The 20,219-nt window shown below is 67.2% G+C and carries 18 protein-coding genes; 10 read left to right on the plus strand and 8 right to left on the minus strand.

The genetic code is table 11. The features are described 5' to 3' along the window. Positions 1–378: 378 nt before the first annotated feature. From AZL_RS13660 to AZL_RS13675, 4 genes are all read right to left on the minus strand, one after another. Entirely contained in the window at positions 379–822 is a 444-nt protein-coding gene (locus AZL_RS13660) for a (deoxy)nucleoside triphosphate pyrophosphohydrolase (protein WP_012975118.1), read from the minus strand. Beyond that, a complete protein-coding gene (locus AZL_RS33450) occupies positions 819–1,403 on the minus strand; it encodes a GNAT family N-acetyltransferase (RefSeq protein ID WP_012975119.1) in 585 nt (194 codons plus the stop codon). The genes AZL_RS13660 and AZL_RS33450 overlap by 4 nt, the downstream gene beginning before the upstream one ends. Positions 1,404–1,424: 21 nt before the next feature. Further along, positions 1,425–2,663: a bifunctional glutamate N-acetyltransferase/amino-acid acetyltransferase ArgJ gene (argJ, locus tag AZL_RS13670; RefSeq protein ID WP_012975120.1), complete on the minus strand. Its 1,239-nt coding sequence runs from the start codon at positions 2,661–2,663 to the stop codon at positions 1,425–1,427. Between the two features lie 139 nt (positions 2,664–2,802). Beyond that, the gene (locus AZL_RS13675) at positions 2,803–3,744 is read right to left on the minus strand and encodes a peptidylprolyl isomerase (protein ID WP_042443176.1); all 942 of its coding nucleotides are present in this window, start codon (positions 3,742–3,744) and stop codon (positions 2,803–2,805) included. Positions 3,745–4,149: 405 nt separating this feature from the next. Here AZL_RS13675 and secA point away from each other — a divergent pair, with 405 nt between their 5' ends. The 3 genes from secA (at position 4,150) to AZL_RS33455 (ending at position 10,539) form a co-directional block, all read left to right on the plus strand. Next, entirely contained in the window at positions 4,150–6,885 is a 2,736-nt protein-coding gene (gene secA, locus AZL_RS13680; RefSeq protein ID WP_012975122.1) for a preprotein translocase subunit SecA, read from the plus strand. 85 nt (positions 6,886–6,970) lie between these two features. After that, on the plus strand, positions 6,971–7,438 hold the full coding sequence (mscL, locus tag AZL_RS13685) for a large conductance mechanosensitive channel protein MscL (RefSeq protein ID WP_012975123.1): 468 nt from the start codon (positions 6,971–6,973) through the stop codon (positions 7,436–7,438). Positions 7,439–7,899: 461 nt separating this feature from the next. Further along, positions 7,900–10,539, plus strand: a complete 2,640-nt coding sequence (locus tag AZL_RS33455; RefSeq protein ID WP_012975124.1) for an EAL domain-containing protein — start codon at positions 7,900–7,902, stop codon at positions 10,537–10,539. A gap of 12 nt (positions 10,540–10,551) precedes the next feature. Here AZL_RS33455 and AZL_RS13695 read toward each other — a convergent pair whose 3' ends face one another. The 3 genes from AZL_RS13695 to AZL_RS13705 form a co-directional block, all read right to left on the minus strand. Beyond that, on the minus strand, positions 10,552–11,034 hold the full coding sequence (locus AZL_RS13695) for an SRPBCC family protein (RefSeq protein WP_012975125.1): 483 nt from the start codon (positions 11,032–11,034) through the stop codon (positions 10,552–10,554). Continuing rightward, complete coding sequence (locus AZL_RS13700; RefSeq protein ID WP_247894219.1) at positions 11,031–11,351, minus strand: ArsR/SmtB family transcription factor; 321 nt, start codon at positions 11,349–11,351, stop codon at positions 11,031–11,033. The genes AZL_RS13695 and AZL_RS13700 overlap by 4 nt, the downstream gene beginning before the upstream one ends. A 69-nt stretch (positions 11,352–11,420) precedes the next feature. Next, on the minus strand, positions 11,421–11,744 hold the full coding sequence (locus AZL_RS13705; RefSeq protein WP_012975127.1) for a DMT family transporter: 324 nt from the start codon (positions 11,742–11,744) through the stop codon (positions 11,421–11,423). A gap of 205 nt (positions 11,745–11,949) precedes the next feature. Here AZL_RS13705 and AZL_RS13710 point away from each other — a divergent pair, with 205 nt between their 5' ends. From AZL_RS13710 to AZL_RS13730, 5 genes are all read left to right on the plus strand, one after another. Continuing rightward, positions 11,950–13,518, plus strand: coding sequence for a lysine--tRNA ligase (locus AZL_RS13710; protein WP_012975128.1), 1,569 nt, complete (start codon positions 11,950–11,952; stop codon positions 13,516–13,518). Positions 13,519–13,688: 170 nt separating this feature from the next. After that, positions 13,689–13,940, plus strand: coding sequence for a type II toxin-antitoxin system ParD family antitoxin (locus AZL_RS13715; RefSeq protein WP_012975129.1), 252 nt, complete (start codon positions 13,689–13,691; stop codon positions 13,938–13,940). 3 nt (positions 13,941–13,943) lie between these two features. Beyond that, a complete protein-coding gene (locus AZL_RS13720; RefSeq protein WP_042443179.1) occupies positions 13,944–14,309 on the plus strand; it encodes a type II toxin-antitoxin system RelE/ParE family toxin in 366 nt (121 codons plus the stop codon). Between the two features lie 564 nt (positions 14,310–14,873). Continuing rightward, on the plus strand, positions 14,874–15,770 hold the full coding sequence (locus tag AZL_RS13725; protein WP_012975131.1) for a hypothetical protein: 897 nt from the start codon (positions 14,874–14,876) through the stop codon (positions 15,768–15,770). A gap of 246 nt (positions 15,771–16,016) precedes the next feature. Continuing rightward, positions 16,017–17,123, plus strand: coding sequence for a DUF2336 domain-containing protein (locus AZL_RS13730; protein ID WP_247894220.1), 1,107 nt, complete (start codon positions 16,017–16,019; stop codon positions 17,121–17,123). A gap of 15 nt (positions 17,124–17,138) precedes the next feature. Here the strand turns inward: AZL_RS13730 and AZL_RS13735 are convergent, their stop codons facing one another. Then, entirely contained in the window at positions 17,139–17,627 is a 489-nt protein-coding gene (locus AZL_RS13735; protein WP_012975133.1) for a hypothetical protein, read from the minus strand. A gap of 294 nt (positions 17,628–17,921) precedes the next feature. Between AZL_RS13735 and mdh the strand changes: the two genes are divergently transcribed. After that, the gene (mdh, locus tag AZL_RS13740; protein ID WP_012975134.1) at positions 17,922–18,890 is read left to right on the plus strand and encodes a malate dehydrogenase; all 969 of its coding nucleotides are present in this window, start codon (positions 17,922–17,924) and stop codon (positions 18,888–18,890) included. A gap of 131 nt (positions 18,891–19,021) precedes the next feature. Next, complete coding sequence (sucC, locus tag AZL_RS13745; RefSeq protein WP_012975135.1) at positions 19,022–20,218, plus strand: ADP-forming succinate--CoA ligase subunit beta; 1,197 nt, start codon at positions 19,022–19,024, stop codon at positions 20,216–20,218. Position 20,219: the final 1 nt, after the last annotated feature.

The raw sequence follows: 20,219 nt of genomic DNA on the forward strand, positions 1-20,219 counted from the left end.
GGCCGGAGATCCGGCTTGTCGTCTCAACGGCCCATCATGTGGCACAGATCGCCCGCAACGCAAAGCCGCAAAGGGTCACGCCCGGAAACAAAGGTCGGACGCGCACCGGCGCCACCACACATTGGTGTGAAACGGTCGCGTCCGCTCATCGTCCGCGTGTAAACTGAAAACGGCGGACGGGTGGTCCATCCGCCGTTTCAGAAGGAGGAAGGTGGCATGAAGAAGATGCCGTTCCTCCTGGTGCTCCAGTGGCGGAGATGGCGGATCGAGATCCGCCTGATCCGTCGTTAACACCGGGAGCGTGCCGGCGGGTGTAGCAGCACCCGCCGGCCACCTCCATACACCATAGTCTTGTTTGGACTATTTTTCAACGCAGGGTCACAGCAGGTCCCGCAGCATCGCCACCAGCGGCATGTCGGCCGGCGGCATCGGGTAGTCGCCCATCCGGTTCGGGTAGACCCAGGCGAGTTTCTGCCCTTCCCGCGGCATGACGTCGCCCTCCCACACCCGGCAGACATAGAGCGGCATCAGCAGATGGAAGCGCTCGTAGCTGTGGGAGGCGAAGGTGAAGGGCGCGAGACAGCTGGCCGCGGTGTCGATGCCCAGTTCCTCCTTCAACTCACGCACCAGGGCCGCCTCCGGCGTCTCCCCGGCATCGACCTTGCCGCCGGGGAATTCCCACAGCCCCGCCAGCGACTTGCCGGGCGGGCGCTGGGCCAGCAGCACGCGCCCGTCGGCATCGACGAGCGCCACCGCGACGACCAGCAGCACCGGCAGCGAACCGGGCTTGGGCGTGGAGCTGGGATCGAAACAGGCGGTCATGCGGAACCCTCTCGGCGGGCCGGCCACTCGGCGGCGGTGATTTCGAAATATGGTGCCGGCACGCTTCCGCCACGGGCTGGAAATTCGTGCCGGCGCTCGCCCAGTTGCCGCAAACCGGCTCTGAGCAGCAGGGACCGGGAGGGCCGGTTGTCGGGATCGGTCACCGCCCAGATCCGGGACAGGCCGAGCGGACCGAAGCCGGCCGTCAGCATGGCGGTCATCATCTCCAGCCCGTAGCCGGCACGGTGGTAGGGGGTGCCGACCCAATAGCCGATCTCGGCGCTGTCGGGCCGGTCCCCATCCAGTTGCAGCCCGATGCCGCCAAGCGCGGCGCCATCGGCGGTCCGCACCGCCAGCAGGTTGAAGGCGGTGCCGTCGTTCCGGCCCCGCGCCGCCAATTCGACCCACTCATGACCATCGGCCGGCGAGTAGGGGTGCGGCACCCGGGCAAGCCAGCGCGCGACCTCCCGGTCACCGATCAGCGGCACGAGAGCCGCCACATCCTGGTGCCGGAAGGGGCGGAGCAGCAGCCGTGGCGTCGCCACGCTGTCGGGCCAGGGCTCCGCTCCGCCGCCTGTCAAAGCGTCAGCTCCGCCAAAGCGTCAGCTCCGATAGTTGCCGTTGATGTCGATGTAGCCGTGCGTCAGGTCGCAGGTCCACACCTTCGCCGTCCCCTTGCCCAAGCCGAGGTCGATGTCGATGTCGACCTCCTTGCCCTTCATGTGGGCGGCGACCGGCGTCTCGTCGTAACCGGGGACCTCCATCCCTTCGGCGCAGATCAGGGTTCCGCCGACGGTGATCTTGATCAGATCGCGGTCGGCGCGCTCGCCGGCCCGGCCGATGGCGGCGACGATGCGGCCCCAGTTGGCGTCCTCGCCGGCGACGGCGGTCTTGACCAGCGGCGAGTTCGCCACCGTCATGCCGATCCGCTTGGCGGCGGCGTCGCTGTCGGCGCCGCGCACGGTGATGGCGATGAACTTGGTCGCCCCCTCGCCGTCACGCACCACCTGGAGCGCCAGATCGAGCAGCAGATCCTCCAGCGCGGCGCGGAACTCCGCCAACTCGGCGGCATCGGCGCTCGACACCGGGGCGTTGCCGGCCTTCCCCGTCGCGAACAGCAGCAGCGTGTCGCTGGTCGAGGTGTCGCCGTCCACCGTGATGGCGTTGAAGGTGCGCTCGGTGAATTCCGACAGCATGTCCTGCAAGGCGGTGGCGGCGATGGCGGCGTCGGTGAAGACGAAGCCCAGCATCGTCGCCATGTCCGGCGCGATCATGCCGGACCCCTTGGCGAAGCCGGCGATGGTCACCGTCGTCCCGCCGATCTTGGCGGTGCGCACCGATCCCTTCGGGAAGGTGTCGGTGGTCATGATGGCGCGGGCGGCATTCTCCCACGCGGCCGAATCGGCTTTGAGGCTCGGGGCCATCGGCGCCAGGCACTTGCCGATGGCGTCGGCCGCCAGCGGGATGCCGATCACGCCGGTCGACGCGATATAGACCTCGTCCGGCGCGCAGCCGGCCACGGCGGCGGCGGCGGCGACGGTCGCCTGGACGGTGGCGTCGCCCGCCTTGCCGGTGAAGGCGTTGGCGTTGCCGGCATTCACCACCACGGCGCGGGCCGAGCCCTTCGGCAGGCTGTCGCGGCACCAGATCACCGGCGCCGAGCAGGTCAGCGACCGGGTCAGCACGCCCGCCACGCTGGTGCCGGGATCCAGCACGGCCAGCAGCAGATCGTCGCGGCCCTTGTATCGGATGCCGCTGTTCGCCGTGGCGATGCGCACGCCGGCGATGGGCGGCAGCGTCGGGAAGCTGGCGGGAGCCAAGGGGGAGAGGGTCGTGGCCATGGAGGGAATTCCCGTGGTGGGGGAGTGGTGGTGGCGTGGTGGTGTGGGGGGTTGGATGCTGGCGCATTGCCCCCACCCTAACCCTCTCCCGCCCGGCGGGGGAGGGCCGGGGTGGGGGCAATACGGCGCCCCCATCCCCTTACTTCTTCGCCGGCTCCGCCGGAGCGGCAGGGGTGGCCGGAGCGGCGGCCGGCTCTTCCTTCGGCATCGGCGAGCCGTCGAGCTGGAAGGTTTCGACCTTCGCCTTGCCGCGCAGCTCCTCGACCAGCGCGGTGACGATGTCCTTCGACAGCGTCTGCTCCAGCTGCGGCTTCACCTCGTCAAGCGTCGGCTGCGGCTGGGTGCGGCGATCCTCGACCTTGATGATGTGATAGCCGAACTGGGTCTTGACCGGCTCCTTGCTGACCTCGCCCGGCTTCATCGAGAATGCGGCGTTGGCGAAGGGCTCGACCATCGCGTCCTTCGTGAAGTAGCCGAGGTCGCCGCCCTGGGCCGCGGCGGCGGCATCCTTGGACTTCTCCTTGGCCAGCTTGGCGAAATCGCCGCCCTTCTTCAGCTGGGCGATGATGGCCTTGGCCTCCTCCTCCTTCTCGACCAGGATATGGGCGGCCTTGACCTCCTCCTGCGCCGGATTCTCCTTCAGGTAATCCTGATAGGCCTTCTGCAGGGCTTCCGGAGTGACGCGGGCCTTGATCTCCTTCTGGATGAAGGCGCGCTGGACCCCGCGCTCCTCGGCGCGCTTGATCTCGTCCTTCACCTCGGGAGAATCGGCCAGACCGGCCTTGTAGCCGGCCGAGGAGACCAGCTTGCCGCTGACCAGCTGGTCGATCACCGCCGGATAGATCATCTCGATCGGCATCTGCTGCACCTGCGGCGGCAGCTGCGAGACCATGCGGGTGACGTCCGACTTGTGCAGCTCCTCGCCGTTGACGCGGGCGACCACCGGATCGGCCGGGGCGGCCGGAGCGGCGGCGGCGGCCGGAGCGGGAGTGGCGGGAGCCGGCGTCTGGGCATGGGCGGCCAGCGCGATGCCGCAGGCGGCAACCGACAGGAGCGCGGTGCGGAACACTCGTTGAACCATGGCGTGTCTGTTTCCTTCCGGCGGATGCTTCGCAACAAGTGGGACGGCGCGGGGAACGCCGTCCGTTTCGCATGGTCTGCGGCCTCGGAGCCATCCGCCGCTCCGCGCCCGATTCCGCAGGGGATTAAGCATGGCTGAGCCGCGCGGGGCAAGGCCCCCCGTGGCGACCGCCCTATAGCTCATGCGCCTGCGCAGGGGATACCAGCCCCCACCGGCGCCAGCCAACCGCCACGGCGCATTCTGGACGCGAATTCATCAAACGGTCATGGCGCCCCGCCCGGACGCCTGCGCAAATGCCGCAACGGGCGCCCGGCCGGACCGGTCTCGTTGACAGCGCCTTGCCATAGTCCTATGTGAGACCCGTCGATAGGCTGGCCCACATTCCGCTTTACTCCCGAGGTTTTCATGTTCGGCGCTCTCGCCCGCAAGATTTTCGGCACCGCCAACACGCGCGCGGTCAAGGCGCTGCACAAGACCGTGGCTCAGATCAACGCGCTGGAGCCGTCGGTCGCCGCGCTGTCGGACGACCAGCTGAAGGGTCGCACCGACTGGCTGCGCGAGCGGCTGGCCAAGGGCGAGACGCTGGATGACATCCTGCCCGACGCCTTCGCCACCGTGCGCGAAGCGGCCAAGCGCGTGCTGGGCCAGCGCCATTTCGACGTGCAGCTGATGGGCGGCATGGTGCTGCACGGCGGCAAGATCGCCGAGATGCGCACCGGCGAAGGCAAGACGCTGGTCGCCACCCTGGCCGTCTACCTCAACGCGCTGGAAGGCAAGGGTGTCCATGTCGTCACCGTGAACGACTATCTCGCCTCGCGCGACAGCGGCTGGATGGCGCGGGTCTATGGCTTCCTCGGGCTCACCACCGGCTGCATCGTCCATGGGCTGGACGACGATGAACGCCGCGCCGCCTATGCCGCCGACATCACCTACGGCACGAACAACGAGTTCGGCTTCGACTATCTGCGCGACAACATGAAGTTCCGGCTGGAGGAGCTGGTCCAGCGGCCCTTCAACTACGCCATCGTCGACGAGGTCGACTCGATCCTGATCGACGAGGCGCGCACGCCGCTGATCATCTCCGGCCCCTCGACCGATTCTTCGGAGATGTATGTCCAGGTCGACCGGCTGATCCCGCTGCTGGTGGCCGAGGATTACGAGAAGGACGAGAAGCACCGCACCGTCAGCTTCACCGAGGCCGGCCAGGAGCATATGGAACAGCTGCTCGGCCAGGCCGGGCTGCTGAAGTCGGGCGGGCTCTACGACATCCAGAACGTGGCGCTGGTCCACCATGCCCAGCAGGCGCTGCGCGCCCACATGCTGTTCCAGCGCGACAAGGATTACATCGTCAAGGATGACAAGGTCGTCATCATCGACGAGTTCACCGGCCGCATGATGGAAGGCCGCCGCTTCTCCGAAGGGCTGCATCAGGCGCTGGAGGCCAAGGAGAAGGTGACGATCCAGCGCGAGAACCAGACGCTGGCCTCCATCACCTTCCAGAATTATTTCCGCATCTATCCGAAGCTGGCCGGCATGACCGGCACCGCGCTGACCGAGGCGGCGGAGTTCGGCGAGATCTACGGGCTGGAGGTGGTCGACATGCCGACCAACCTGCCGGTCAAGCGCATCGACCATGACGACGAGGTCTATCGCACCGCGGCGGAGAAGTACCACGCGATGACCGACCTGATCGAGGACGCGCGCAAGCGCGGCCAGCCGGTGCTGGTCGGCACCACCTCGATCGAGAAGTCGGAGCTGCTGTCGGATCTGCTGAACAAGCGCGGCATCCCGCACAATGTCCTGAACGCCCGCCACCACGAGCAGGAAGCCTACATCGTCGCCCAGGCGGGCCGCGCCGGCGCCGTGACGGTCGCCACCAACATGGCCGGCCGCGGCACCGACATCCAGCTCGGCGGCAATCTCCAGATGCGCATCGAGGTCGAACTGGCCGACCTGCCCGAAGGCCCCGAGCGCGACGCCCGCATCAAGCGGATCGAGGCCGAGATCGCCGAGGCGCGCGAAACGGTTAAGGCGGCCGGCGGCCTCTACGTCATCGGCACCGAGCGTCACGAGAGCCGCCGCATCGACAACCAGCTGCGCGGCCGTTCCGGCCGTCAGGGCGACCCCGGCACCTCCAAATTCTTCCTGTCGCTGGAAGACGACCTGATGCGCATCTTCGGGTCGGAGCGGATGGACAGCATGCTCCAGCGCCTCGGCCTGAAGGAGGGCGAGGCGATCATCCATCCCTGGATCAACAAGGCGCTGGAGAAGGCGCAGCAGAAGGTCGAGGCGCACCATTTCGAGGTCCGCAAGAACCTGCTGAAGTTCGACAACGTCATGAACGACCAGCGCAAGGTCGTCTATGAGCAGCGCCACGAGGTGATGGAGAGCGAGGACATCGCGGAGGAAATCCGCGAGATGCGCCATCAGATCATCGCCAACATGGTGTCGACCGCGATTCCTGCCAACAGCTACTCCGAACAGTGGGACATCGACGGGCTGCACGAGGCGGTCAACCGCGTGCTCGGCATGGATCTGCCGGTCCATGACTGGGCCAAGGAAGAGGGCATCGCCGAGCCGGAGATCGAGGAGCGCGTGCGCGAGGCCGCCGACCGCAAATATGCGGAGAAGGAGGAGGCCTACGGCGCCCAGACGATGCGGCATGTCGAGAAGAGCATCCTGCTCCAGATCCTGGACCAGGAATGGAAGGACCACCTCCTCCAGCTCGACCATCTGCGCCAGGGCATCAACCTGCGCGCCTACGCCCAGAAGGACCCGCTGAACGAGTACAAGCGCGAGGCCTTCGAGCTGTTCGACAGCATGCTGATGGCGCTGCGCGAACAGGTCACCACCATCCTGATGCATGTCGAAATCCGCATGGCCCCGTCGGCGGAGGAACTCTTCGCCCGCCAGATGCAGGAGATGCACGAGGGCCGCATGGACCCGGCGCTGGCTCTCGCCGCCCTGGGAGACGAGGGCGGCGAGCCGCTGCCCGCCGGCATGGTGCGCGCGCCGTCGCCGGCCGGCACACCGGAAGACCAGCCGCTGCCGCCCGAGGTGATGGCCAACACCCCGCGCAACGCCGCCTGCCCCTGCGGCTCCGGCAAGAAGTTCAAGCACTGCCACGGGCGCATGGCGTAGGGACGGATCGGGGGGCGCCGGGAAGCGCCCCCAGCCCCCCTTCCCGGCCCGTTTTCCTTCCAGAAACACGGAGAAACGGGACGCCATGTTGGAAGAATTCAAGACATTCATCAGCCGCGGCAATGTTGTGGAGCTGGCTGTCGGCATCATCATCGGTGCCGCCTTCACCGGGATCGTCAATTCCCTGGTCAAGGACATCCTGATGCCGCCGATCGGCTGGATCATGGGCGGCATCGATTTCTCGAACTATTTCCTCAGCCTGTCCGGCGACCATTACGAGTCGTTGCCAGCGGCCGAGGCGGCGGGTGCCGCCACCATCAACTATGGCCGCTTCATCAACGCCTGCATCAATTTCCTGATCGTGTCGGCCACGCTGTTTCTCGTCGTTCGCCAGGTCAACCGCCTGCACCTCCTGCGCAAGGAGGCCCCGAAGATGCCGCCGCGTCAGGAGCTGCTGCTGGAGGAGATCCGCGACGCCCTGCGCGCCCAATCCGGCGCCCGGCCCGACACCCGGCCCGGTGCCCTGCCGCCGTCCACCGACCGCGGCCCCTGACCTTTCCCTTTCCGCGAGAGCTTGTCACAGGAGTGGAATCAGGGTTATCGCATTTGACAAGAATTGCCCTCTCCCGTCCCGGGAGAGGGAGGGGACCCGCCAAAGGCGGGGAGGGTGAGGGGTAGACCAAGAGGCCCGAACCGCATGGTTCCTTGGATCACCCCTCACCCTTCCCAAGCTGCGCTTGGGCCCCTTCCCTCTCCCGTCCCGGGAGAGGGTGTCAAATGCGATCACCATGGGAATGGAATTCCCTTCCGTTGCCGTGGGATACCAGACGGGTTACCCTGTTGGGCGAGCTGGCGACGGCGGTGGGAGGGCGATGACCTCACGCGGCCGCGCTATCCCCCACGCTGTCCCCCGCTTTCTCCCATGACCTCGGCAAGGGCCATGTCCATACCCGCCAAGCGCTGTCCGCCCTCCGTCTCCGCCGGGACGGCCGCCATCCCCGTCGGGGCGTCGCCATGATCCGCCGGGCGGTGCGGGTCTCCCTCCTGCGCGGATTTGTCCTGCTGCTGGCCGTGCTGCCCGGTCTTCCGGCAGCGGCGATCAACATGGCGCCGGCCGGGGCGGGGGTTGAGACCGGTCCGCTCCCGTCGGAAATCCGGGTGACGCTGGACGACAATTACCCGCCCTACAGCTTTCTCACTCCGGACGGGGACCATGTCGGCATCGTGAAGGATCTGTGGGCGCTGTGGTCGGAGAAGACCGGCGTCCCGGTCCGCATGATCCCCCTCGACTGGGGTCTCGCCCGCAAGGCCATGGACAGCGGCGGGGCCGACGTCATCGAGACCATCTTCCGCAACAGCGCGCGCGATCTGCTCTATGATTTCCCCAAGCCCTATGCCCGCGTCGACGTGCCGATCTGGTTCAGCGCCGACCTCAGCGGCATCACCGGGGTGGAGTCGCTGCGCGCCTTCACCGTCGGGGTGAAGGATGGTGATTTCTGCATCGAATGGCTGACCGAGCACGGCATCACCGCCTTCCAGCGCTATTCCGGCTTCGAGGCGATGGTCGATGCCGCGGCAAGGCAGGAAACCCGGGTCTTCTGCATGGATGACCCGTCGGCCCGCTATTACATGACCAAGCGCGGCGTGCAGGGGCGTTTCCGCTACACCGAGCCGCTTTACACCGGCGAGCTGCATTGGGCAGTGCACAAGGGCGACGCGGCTCTGTTCCGCCTGATCGCCGACGGCTTCGCCCGCATCACCGCGGATGAACGCCGGACGATCGAGGAGCGCTGGGTCGGCCGCCGCATCAGCGGCATGGTCAGCCCCCAATTGATGGATCTGCTGCTCAAGCTGCTGGCCGGTCTGGTCGTGCTCGGCATCGGCGCGCTGGTCTGGGGCCTGCTGCTGCGCCGGCAGGTGGAACACAAGACCGAGAGCCTGCGCGCCGCGGTCACCGCCCTGACCGCCAGCGAGGAGCGCGTCCGCACCATCTTCGACAGCGTCAACGACGCCATCGTCATCCATGATCTGGACAGCGGCGCCATCCTGGAGGTGAACCGCCGGATGAGGGAGATGTACCGGGTGGGCGAGGTGCCGCTGTCGGACCTCGACGTCGGAATGCTCAGTTCCGGCGAACCGGCCTTCACGGCGGAGGTGGCGTCGGAGTGGCGCGACAAGGCGGCCAACGGCGAGCCGCAGCTGATCGAATGGCATGCCCGGCGGCTGGACGGCACGCTGTTCTGGGCGGAGGTCAGCATGCGCCGCGCCGTCATCGACGGCAACGACCGCCGGGTGCTCGTTCTCATCCGCGACATCACCGAACGCAAGGCGGCGCAGGAACGCATGGAGTATCTGTCGCGCCACGACGCGCTGACGCTGCTGCCCAACCGCGTCCTGGTGCAGGACCGCACCGAACAGGCGCTGGCCCGCTCGGAACGCAACGGCCGGCTGGTGGCGCTGGTCGCCTGCGGGCTCGACCGCTTCAAGACGGTGAATGACAGCCTCGGCCACGCCGTCGGCGACGCCCTGCTGCGCGCGGTGGCGGAGCGGCTGAAGGCGGTGGTGCGCGACACCGACACGATCAGCCGCGGCGGCGGCGACGAATTCATCCTGCTGCTGTCGGGCCGGCCCGACATCGACGCCGTGGTCGAGACCGTCGCCTCCCTGCATGAGGCGATGGCCAAACCCTTCCTGGTGGACGGCCACGAGCTGACCGTCACGCTGTCGTCCGGCGTGGCGCTGGCCCCGGCCGACGGCAGGGACTTCGCCACCCTGCTGAAGAACGCCGACACCGCCCTTCACCACGCCAAGGCCGCCGGCCGCGACACCCACCGCTTCTATGCCGAGGCGATGAACGCCGAGGCGGTGGCCCATCTGTCCACCCGCAGCGGCCTGCGCCGCGCGCTGGAACGGGGGGAGTTCCTGATCCATTACCAGCCGCAGGTCTGCCTGGAGACCGGAGCGGTGACGGGGGCGGAGGCGCTCCTGCGCTGGAACGATCCCGAACGGGGCATGGTCCCGCCCGGCGCCTTCATCCCCATCGCCGAGGACAGCGGCCTGATCGTGCCGATCGGCGCCTGGGTGCTGGCGGAGGCCTGCCGGCAGGCGGCGGCATGGCGGGCCGGCGGCCTGTCGCTGTCGGTGGCGGTCAACCTGTCGGCCTTGCAGCTTCAGCGCGGCGACCTTGTCCGCACGGTGACCCAGGCGCTGTCCGGCAGCGGCCTCGACCCGCTGCTGCTGGAGCTGGAACTGACCGAATCGATGCTGATCCAGAACACCGACGTGGTGATGGACAATCTGAAGCGGATCAAGGCGATGGGGGTGCAGGTGTCGATCGACGATTTCGGCACCGGCTACTCCAACCTGTCCTACATCGGCCGTCTGGCGGTGGACAAGCTGAAGATCGACCGCAGCTTCGTCGCCGATCTCACCCACGACCATGACAGCGCCAAGATCACCGCCGCCGTCATCCAGATGGCCCACAGCCTGAACCTGACCGCCGTGGCCGAAGGGGTGGAGGATGCCGCGACGCTGGCGGCGCTGCGCGGCCTGAACTGCGACATCGCCCAGGGCTATTTCCTCGGCCGCCCCGGCCCCGCCGAGGCGGTGGAACGCGCCGCCCGGCAAGTGAACCCGTTCAAGGTCGGGGCTTAGGCCCGCCCTTCCCTAAAGTCCCTTCGCCAGGGCGACGAGCTGGTCGAGCGCGGCGCCCCAGCCATGGTGGAAGCCCATCTCCTCATGCCGCGTCCTCGCCGCCTCGTCCTTATGAAAGGCGACGGCGGTGTAGAGCGTGCCGCCGGCCGTCGGTTCGATGGTGACGGACGCCGTCATGAATCCGCCGCCGGTGGGGCGGTAGTCCGGCCCCAGCGCGTCGGTGAAGAGCAGCAGCCTTTCGGGCTCCACCGCCAGGAAGCAACCGGTGTTGTCGTTGCTCTCGCCGCCCGGCCCCTCCATCACCGTGCGGAACTTGCCACCGGGCCGCAGATCGATCTCGCACGCGGTGGTCCGCCAAGGAGCCGGCGTGAACCACTTCATCAGAAGTTCCGGCTCGGTCCAGGCCCGCCAGACGAGATGCGGAGGAACCGCGACCTCGCGCTTCAGTTCAAGGTCGAGCCGCGGATTGAAGGCCGTTGCGCGGTAAGCGGTCATGGTGTCCCATCCTCCCGTTTGTCCAGGTCCAGCACAAGGCTGTCCAGTTGGTCGAGCCGCCTGGTCCAGAGGCTCCGCTGGGCGTCCAGCCAGCTTTCAGCGGCCGCCAGCGCTTCCGGCTTCAGCGTGCAGGTACGCACCCGTCCGACCTTCCGCGTTTCAACGAGTCCGCTCTCCTCCAGCATCTTCAAATGCTGAAGAAAGCTGGGCAGAGCCATGTCGAAGGGTTTCGCAAGATCGCCGACCGACGCCGGACCACGCCCGAGCGCCTGGACGACCGCCCGGCGCGTGGCATCCGCCAGCGCACGGAACGTCAAATCGAGTGCCGCATCCATGACGGCACCCTACCGGGGGAAAATACTTAGGTCAATGCCTAACTATCAAGGTCACGTCGTCCCGCTCGCGATATGCAGGCTGACCACCCCGGCGACGATCAGGGCAATACCGACCATTTTCATCACCGTCAGCGATTCGCCGAACACGAACACGCCGATGGCGGCGATGGCGGCCGTGCCCGTCGCCGACCAGATGGCATAGGCGATGCCGACCTCCATGCCGCGCAGAGCCTTGGCGAGCAGCAGGAAGGCGACGCCATAGCACACCACCACGACCGCCGCCGGGGCGAGCCGCGTCATCCCGTCCGACATCTTCATCGCCGAGGTGCCGACCACCTCGAACAGGATCGCCACCCCCAGATACAGCCAGCTCATCGCCCCCAATCCCACCGACCCCCGCAAGGCCATTCCCACGGGCCGCGCAGGATGGACCGGCCGACCGGGTGCCGCAAGTGGCCCGGAACACCTACCCCGCCGGGCATCCACACCGGACGCCCATGGTTGACGCCACGCCCGCCCGGCCCTAGGGTCTTGGCCCTCATTCCCAACTTTATCCTTGTGGTTTCGAAAGGGTCCGACGATGACCGGCGAACGGGATCTGGCGTTGCAGGCGAAGGCATGGCCGTTCGAGGAGGCGCGCAAACTGGTGGCGCGCTTCGCGAAAGCGCCGCCCGCCAAAGGCTATGTCCTGTTCGAGACCGGCTATGGTCCGTCGGGCCTGCCGCATCTCGGCACCTTCGGCGAGGTGGCGCGCACCAGCATGGTGCGTCACGCCTTCCAGACCATGAGCGACATTCCGACCAAGCTGTTCTGCTTCTCGGACGACATGGATGGGCTGCGCAAGGTCCCCGACAACATCCCCAACAAGGAGATGGTGGCGGCCAGTCTCGGCAAGCCGCTGACCCAGGTGCCCGACCCCTTCGGCACCCATGACAGCTTCGGCGCCCACAACAACGCCCGGCTGCGCGCCTTCCTCGACAGCTTCGGCTTCGAGTACGAGTTCCAGTCCTCGACCGACTGGTACAAGTCCGGCCGCTTCGACCAGGCGCTGCTCGGCATCCTCCGCCATTACGACGAGGTGATGGCGGTGATGCTGCCGACGCTGGGTGCCGAGCGTCAGGCCACATACAGCCCCTTCCTGCCGGTCTCCCCCTCGACCGGCCGGGTGCTCCAGGTGCCGATGCTGGAGCGCGACGCCGACGCCGGCACCATCGTCTTCGAGGATGAGGACGGCAGACATGTCGAACTGCCGGTCACCGGCGGCCATGTGAAGCTGCAATGGAAGCCCGACTGGGGCATGCGCTGGTTCGGCCTCGGCGTCGATTACGAGATGTACGGCAAGGACCTGATCCCGTCGGCCGATCTCGCCGGCAAGATCTGCAAGATCCTCGGCGGCACCCCGCCGGAGGGCTTCAATTACGAGCTGTTCCTCGACGACAAGGGCCAGAAGATCTCCAAGTCGAAGGGCAACGGCCTGACGATGGAGGAATGGCTGGCCTACGCGCCGCAGGAAAGCCTCGCCCTCTACATGTTCCAGAAGCCGAAGTCGGCCAAGCGCCTCTATTTCGACGTCATCCCGCGCGCCGTCGACGAGTATCTGACCTTCGTCGACAAGGTCCATGGCGAGGAGCCGGCCAGGAAACTGGAGAATCCGGCCTGGCACATTCATAACGGCAAGCCGCCGGCCGTGCGCTCCGACGTGTCGTTCAACCTGCTGCTCAATCTGGCCGGTGCGGCGAATGCCGAGACCAAGGACGCCATGTGGGGCTTCATCCGCCGCTACGCGCCGGACGCCACGCCGGAGAACAGCCCCTTCCTGGACAGCCTCGTCGGTTATGCCGTGCGCTACTACCAGGATCAGGTGAAGCCGACCAAGCGGTTCCGCGCCCCCAGCGACGCCGAACGCGCGGCGTTGCGGGACCTGCTGGTCAAGCTGGACAGCCTGCCGGGCGACGCCCGCGCCGACACCATCCAGAACGAGGTGTTCGAGGTGGGCAAGGCCCATGGCTTCACCGAGCTGCGCGCCTGGTTCCAGGCGCTGTACGAAGTGCTGCTGGGCCAGACCACCGGCCCGCGCATGGGGTCCTTCATCCAGCTCTACGGCGTCGAGGAGACCAAGGCGCTGATCCGCGGGAAGCTGACGGCCTGATCGCCGCCCGCTTCCGGAAAAGAGGGGGTGGCGCGTTTGGCCCACCCCCTCCACAAAGCCGTTGCATCCCCGGCTGTTTGGCAGGCCATGTCTGGCAAAGACCGCGTTCTCTTGACAAATTTTGCCATAGCTCCAGTCTTCGGGTGAGGATGATCGCGAGGAGGGGTGAGATGCCGACGCTGAACATCAGCCTGCCCGAGAAGCTGGCCTCCTTCGTCGAGCAGCAAGTCGCGAGCGGCGGCTACTCATCGCAAAGCGAGGTGGTGCGTGATGCGCTTCGCCTGCTCCACCGGGAACGGGCAGCTGAGCACGAGCGACAGGAGATGCTTCGGCACGCCGTTCTGGTCGGACTCGATGATTGGAAGGCCGGTCGTCTCGACGACCGTCCCATTGACGAGATACTCGATGAAATCGAGGGCTGAGCTTTGGGTGCTTATCGCGTCACCGACGCGGCGAAACAGGACTTCCGGGTGGTCCTGAAGGAAACCGGTGAGCGGTTCGGAACACACCAGCGACAGATCTACAAAGGGCTGATCGCCACCGCGGTCAAGATGGTCGCGACCGACCCCGGCCGTGGCGCTTCCTGGGACAGAAGCGCTATTTTGCCCGGCCTCCGGGCATTCCACCTGGAGAACGCTGCTGGCAGGTGCGGAGCGGCCGCGCACACGCTGTATTATGCGGTGGAGCATTCAGCCGGAGGTTCCCCGCGTGTCGTCATCCTGCGTTTGCTGCACGAGAGCATGGAGCCAAAGCTGCACATCGCCCGGACCAGCCATCCCAAGTCCCCCTGAACAAGGGATCGCCCCGAAGCCAAGCAATCAAGGGGCGCGGATAACATCCAAGCGTTTGGGCCGACAGCTTTGAGTGATGGCCGGCGCGTTCGGTGCCCCCCTTTTTTTTCGTTCACGAACTTTTTCGCGCATCACGGTTTTCGCATTCGATCGTTCATCCACCCCGCAATCTGGACTTTGCCCGAAAAAAGGGCGGAAATCTGCCTTTCCGCGCGCCTAATAGGCAAACCAAACAAAATTCCATACCGCGCTATGCGCATGTCGCACCGCACCAATTCGAAATCCGTGGTACCGCTAACACGGCCGTGGCCATACACTCCGCCGCGTTACTGCATTTTGCAGTGCGTTTCCTCCCTAGACTAAAGGCCGCACCCAATTGGGTTGCGGCCCTTTTTTTGTTCCGATGCTCCAGTCCCCGTCTATCGCCATGGGATGGCCCCTTTAATCCCCCCTGTGATGGCCGTCACAGCCATGATCAATAAAATACCAGATAAATTGCTACAGTATGGGCGGCGGGCCTGGGCGGCCGGCCGATCGGGATGACTTGAGGAGGGAGGGCGTGGGATGACCGCCGATCCGCCGCCGTTCGAACGCCATCATCGTGCGGCTCGAGCTCTGGTCAGCACCTTCCAGGAGGCGCTGGAACCGCAATTCACCGCCAAGGGCGTGCTGTCGCGCGAGGAGTTCACCCGCGCGATGGGGCTGATGATGGCGCATTGGCCGTCGGTGCTGCCGCTGTTCGCGTCGATCTGCCACGCCTGCACGGCCGGTTCCTGCGGCGGCTGCGCGACGGCGGAGGACAGCCACGGGCGGCTCCAGCCCGATGAACGCCGCCGCGATTTCGTCACGCGCCTGATGGTGTCGGCCCTGCGCAGCAGACTGCCCGACAGCATGGACCCGGTCACCGGCGCCAGTTTTCCCGAGGTGATCGTTCCCGGTCTGCAATCCACCCTGACCGCGCTGTTCTATGAAAAGGAATGGCAGGCGATGAATGCCAGCGCGCTGGCCCTGTTCAACCGGCTGGGGACCGACCGCGATGCCGAGGTCTGGCAACGGCTGGCGCATGAGGAGGCGCTGGCGGTTCTGGCCGACACGCCCTTCATCCGGGTGATGCTGCGCTTCCGCCAATTCCATCAACAGCGCCAAACCTTCATCAAACGGATGACCGGCCAGTTGCGCGACCGGCATTTCGTCTTCGCCGAGGAGCATTTCCAGATGCTGTTCGACGGCCTGTTCGGCCATTTGCGCGACGGGTTGCGCACCGAGCTGGACCGCGCCCGCACCGACATCCATTACGGCGAGGGCACGGCGGAGGCGCTGATGCGCATCTTCGACCAGTTCGACAAGCACCGGCAGGACCAGGCCGCCCCCGTCCACGTGCTGGGCGGCCGGCAGATGCCACGTCCGATGCTGGCCCAGCGCAGCATGCTGGGGGCCACCCCGGCGGCCAGGCGGCGCTGACCCCCGACAGGGAATTAGGGGGCCGTTAACCAGGGGAGGGCTTGGATGGAGTTCATGAGTCCGCAACACCCGCCGTTCACCCGGCGCAACCACAAGGCTTGAGGTCCGGTGACCGCCCGGCGCTCCCCCTCCACCCCGGCCCGCCATGCCCCGGCCACTCGGCCGGCGGACAGGGAATGCGGCGTGGCCCCCGAGCTGATGGACTATTTGTTCGCCGAACAGCCTCGATCCGGGCCGATACCGGAGGTGGCTGTCCCGGTAACGGCTCCCCCGCCCGGCCACGGCATCGCCCGCCAACTGGGTGACGCGCTGGTCGAATCGCGGCTGGCCGGCATGGGGGATGCCGATGTGCGGTCCACCCTGGCGCGCAAGCTGTGCAGGTTGCTGCCCGACCTGCCGCCGGGCGGCGCCGACACCGTCAGCGCCGTCGCCGTGCGCGCCCTGGAACAGTTGGCCCGCGACCACATCGTCCGTGTGCGCGAGGCGCTGGCGACGGCGATCAAGGACATCGCCTGCGCGCCGCCATCGGTGGTGACGGCGCTGGCGCGCGACGTCGAGCGGTCGGTGGCGGAGCCGGTGCTGCGCTGCTGCGCGGCACTCGGCGACGAGGATCTGCTGGACATCGTCGCCGCCGCCCCCGCCGGCTGGGCGCTGTCGGCCATCGCCCGCCGCCACAGCATCGGCGCCGCCCTGTCCGACGCCATCGCCGGCAGCGGCCATGCCGAGGCGACCGGCCTCCTGCTCGACAACAGCGGGGCGGTGATCGCCGAACCGACGCTCGACCGGCTGGTCGACGAGGCCGTCCATCATCCCGACTGGCGGGAGAAGCTGGCGCGCCGTCCCGCCCTGCCCCGCCGGCTGGCTCTGCGGCTGGCCGATTTCGTCGATCTGGCGGTGATGGACGCGCTGCGCCGCCGCGCCGATCTCGATGACGCCACGGTGGCGGAGATCGCCGCCACGACCCGCCGCCGCATCGATTGGGCCGAAGCCCCCGATCAGGCCAAGTCGCCGGAACGCCGCGCCGTCCGCCTGCACCGGCTCGGCAAGTTGGACGAGACCGCGCTGGGCGATGCGATGTCATGGAACGAGACGGGATTCTTGCGGGCGGCGCTCACGCTCCGCGCCCGCGTGGCGCCGGAGGTGGTGGAGTTGATCCTGGATGCCCACGACCCGCAGGCCGTCACGGCGCTGGTCTGGCGCGCCGGCCTGTCGATGCGCTGCGCCATGCAGGTCCAGGCCCGCGCCGCCGGCATCCACCCGCGCGCCATGCTGAACGCCCGGCGGGGCAGCGGCTTCCCGCTGTCCCCCGCCGAAATGGCCCGCCATCTGGAACGCTACGGCATCGGGCCTTGAGCACTCAGCGCCCTTTTACTGCACGCCGCCGCGCGGCATCGGCTGGCGCGGGGTGGCGCGGCCGGTGTGCGGGACCGGGGTGTCGGGCAAGACCTCCTTGTAATAGGGACCGCGGTCGGTCGGGCCTTCCATCGCCTCGGCCGGGGTGACGATCTGCTCGCCGGTGCCGGCGTCGAAGGCGATCAGCGCCTGCTGGCGCACCTTCAGGCAGGCGTCGCGCTTGGCCGCCATCTCCGGCGTCAGCGAGCCGTCCAGCGTCACCAGCGGCAGCACCCAGTCCGCCCGCTGGTTCTCGGGGATGGAGGTGTAGACGTAGTTGGTCAGCGTCTGGCAATGGGCGACGCTGCCCGCCGCCGCCGCGTCGGTGATCGGCGCCGCGGCGATGGCGGCGGTATAGTCGCCGACCGTCTGCGCCCGGGCCTCGGCCGAGACGGCGGCGACGCCGGCCGCCAGGGCCAGCGACAGGGTCAGACCGGGAATGATACGGGCCGTGAGTTTGGCCATTGACGCTCTCCTTCGACCATCTTGGTACGAGTTGGGAACCGGACCTGAACCATACGTATAAGGCCGAACGGGCCCGGCGTTGGAAGGGATTGTTGGAAAGGATCATCGGGGGTGCGACGCAACGCTGCAATGCCCGATTATGGTCGGGTTCGCGGTCGGGCTTGCCCTCCGCGACAAAACGCGCTACCTACGCTTCCGAAATCTCGGGGCGCTGGATCCCTAAGACGTTAGAATGACCGACGGTTCTAGTCTCCCGCTGAATGGGGGACGCTCAAACGTTTTAGGAAACGCTCCATGGCTCGCAAGAAGATTGCGCTCGTCGGTGCCGGCCAGATCGGCGGCACGCTGGCTCTGCTCGCTGCACAGAAGGAACTGGGCGACGTCGTCCTGTTCGACATCGCCGAAGGCATGCCGGCCGGCAAGGCGCTGGATCTCGCCGAAACCTCCCCGGTCGAAGGCTTCAACGCCAGCCTGACCGGCGGCAACGACTACTCGATCATCGAGGGCGCCGACGTCGTCATCGTCACCGCCGGCATCCCGCGCAAGCCGGGCATGAGCCGCGACGACCTGATCGGCATCAACAGCGGCGTCTGCAAGACCGTCGGCGAGGCCATCGGCAAATACGCCCCGAACGCCTTCGTCATCGTCATCACCAACCCGCTCGACGTGATGGTGTGGGTGTTGCAGCAGGCCTCCGGCCTGCCGCCGGAGCGCGTGGTCGGCATGGCCGGCGTGCTCGACTCGGCCCGCTTCCGCTATTTCCTGGCCGAAGAGTTCAACGTCTCGGTCGAGGACGTCACCGCCTTCGTGCTGGGCGGCCACGGAGACACCATGGTCCCGCTGGTGCGCTACTCCACCGTCGCCGGCATCCCGCTGCCCGATCTGGTCAAGATGGGCTGGACCACGCAGGAGAAGCTGGACGCCATCGTTCAGCGCACCCGTGACGGCGGTGCGGAGATCGTCAAGCTGCTGAAGACCGGCTCGGCCTTCTACGCCCCGGCCGCTTCCGCCATCCAGATGGCCGAGTCCTACCTGAAGGACCAGAAGCGCGTCCTGCCGGTCGCCGCCCATCTGAGCGGCCAGTATGGCCAGGACGACCTCTACGTCGGCGTCCCGACGATCATCGGCGCCGGCGGCGTCGAGAAGATCATCGAGATCGAGCTGAACGACGAAGAGAAGGCGATGTTCCAGAACTCCGTCGACGCGGTGAAGACGCTGGTCGACGTCGTCAAGAAGCTGGACGCCGAGAAGGCCGCTTCCTAAAGGACGAACCGCGCGGTCTCCGGCGCTCTCCCCACCCATTTCCGGGGCCGGGAGAGCGCCGGTGGTGCGCCCGTCTCGTCTTTCAGTCGATCCGGTCTTGTAAGCCGAACCAAAAAACAGATGGACGCCCGATGAACATCCATGAGTACCAGGCGAAAAGCCTGCTGAAGAAGTACGGCGTCGCGGTTCCCCGCGGCGGCGTCGCCTACACCCCGCAGGAGGCCGAGACGGTCGCCCGCGAGCTGGGCGGTCCGGTCTGGGTGGTGAAGTCCCAGATCCACGCCGGCGGCCGCGGCGCCGGCCGCTTCAAGGACAACCCCGAAGGCAAGGGCGGCGTCCGCGTCGTCAAGTCGATCGAGGATGTCGGCAAGAACGCCGCCGAGATGCTGAACCACGTTCTCGTGACCAAGCAGACCGGCGCCGAAGGCCGCGAGGTCAAGCGCCTCTATGTCGAGGAAGGCGCCGACATCAAGCGCGAGCTGTATCTCGGCATGCTGATCGACCGCGCCACCGGCCGCGTGACGATCATGGCCTCGACCGAAGGCGGCATGGAGATCGAGGAGGTCGCCCACAACACGCCGGAGAAGATCATCAAGGTCGCGGTCGACCCGGCCACCGGCATCCAGGGCTACCACACCCGCAAGGTCGCCTTCGCGCTCGGCCTGGAAGGCAAGCAGGTCGGTGCGGCCGCCAAGTTCATCCAGGCCGCCTATCAGGCCTTCATCGACCTCGACTGCGCCATCGTCGAGATCAACCCGCTGATCGTCACCGGGTCGGGCGACATCCTGGCGCTCGACGCCAAGATGAACTTCGACGACAACGCGCTGTTCCGTCACAAGGACGTTGAAGAGCTGCGCGACGAGGCCGAAGAGGACCCGGCGGAGATCGAGGCGGCCAAGCACAGCCTCAACTACGTCAAGCTCGATGGCAACATCGGCTGCATGGTCAACGGCGCCGGCCTGGCGATGGCCACCATGGACATCATCAAGCTCTATGGCGGCGAGCCGGCCAACTTCCTCGACGTCGGCGGCGGCGCCACCAAGGAGCGCGTCACCGCGGCCTTCAAGCTGATCCTGTCCGACAGCAACGTCGAAGGCATCCTGGTCAACATCTTCGGCGGCATCATGCGCTGCGACGTGATCGCCGAGGGCGTGGTCGCCGCGGCGCGCGAAGTGCATCTGCATGTTCCGCTGGTGGTGCGCCTGGAAGGCACCAACGTCGATCTGGGCAAGAAGATCCTGGCCGAATCCGGCCTGCCGATCCTCTCGGCCGACAACCTCGCCGACGCCGCCGAGAAGGTGGTCAAGGCCGTGAAGGAGGCCGCGTGAA

Source organism: Azospirillum sp. B510 (assembly GCF_000010725.1).
Classification (GTDB): domain Bacteria; phylum Pseudomonadota; class Alphaproteobacteria; order Azospirillales; family Azospirillaceae; genus Azospirillum; species Azospirillum lipoferum_B.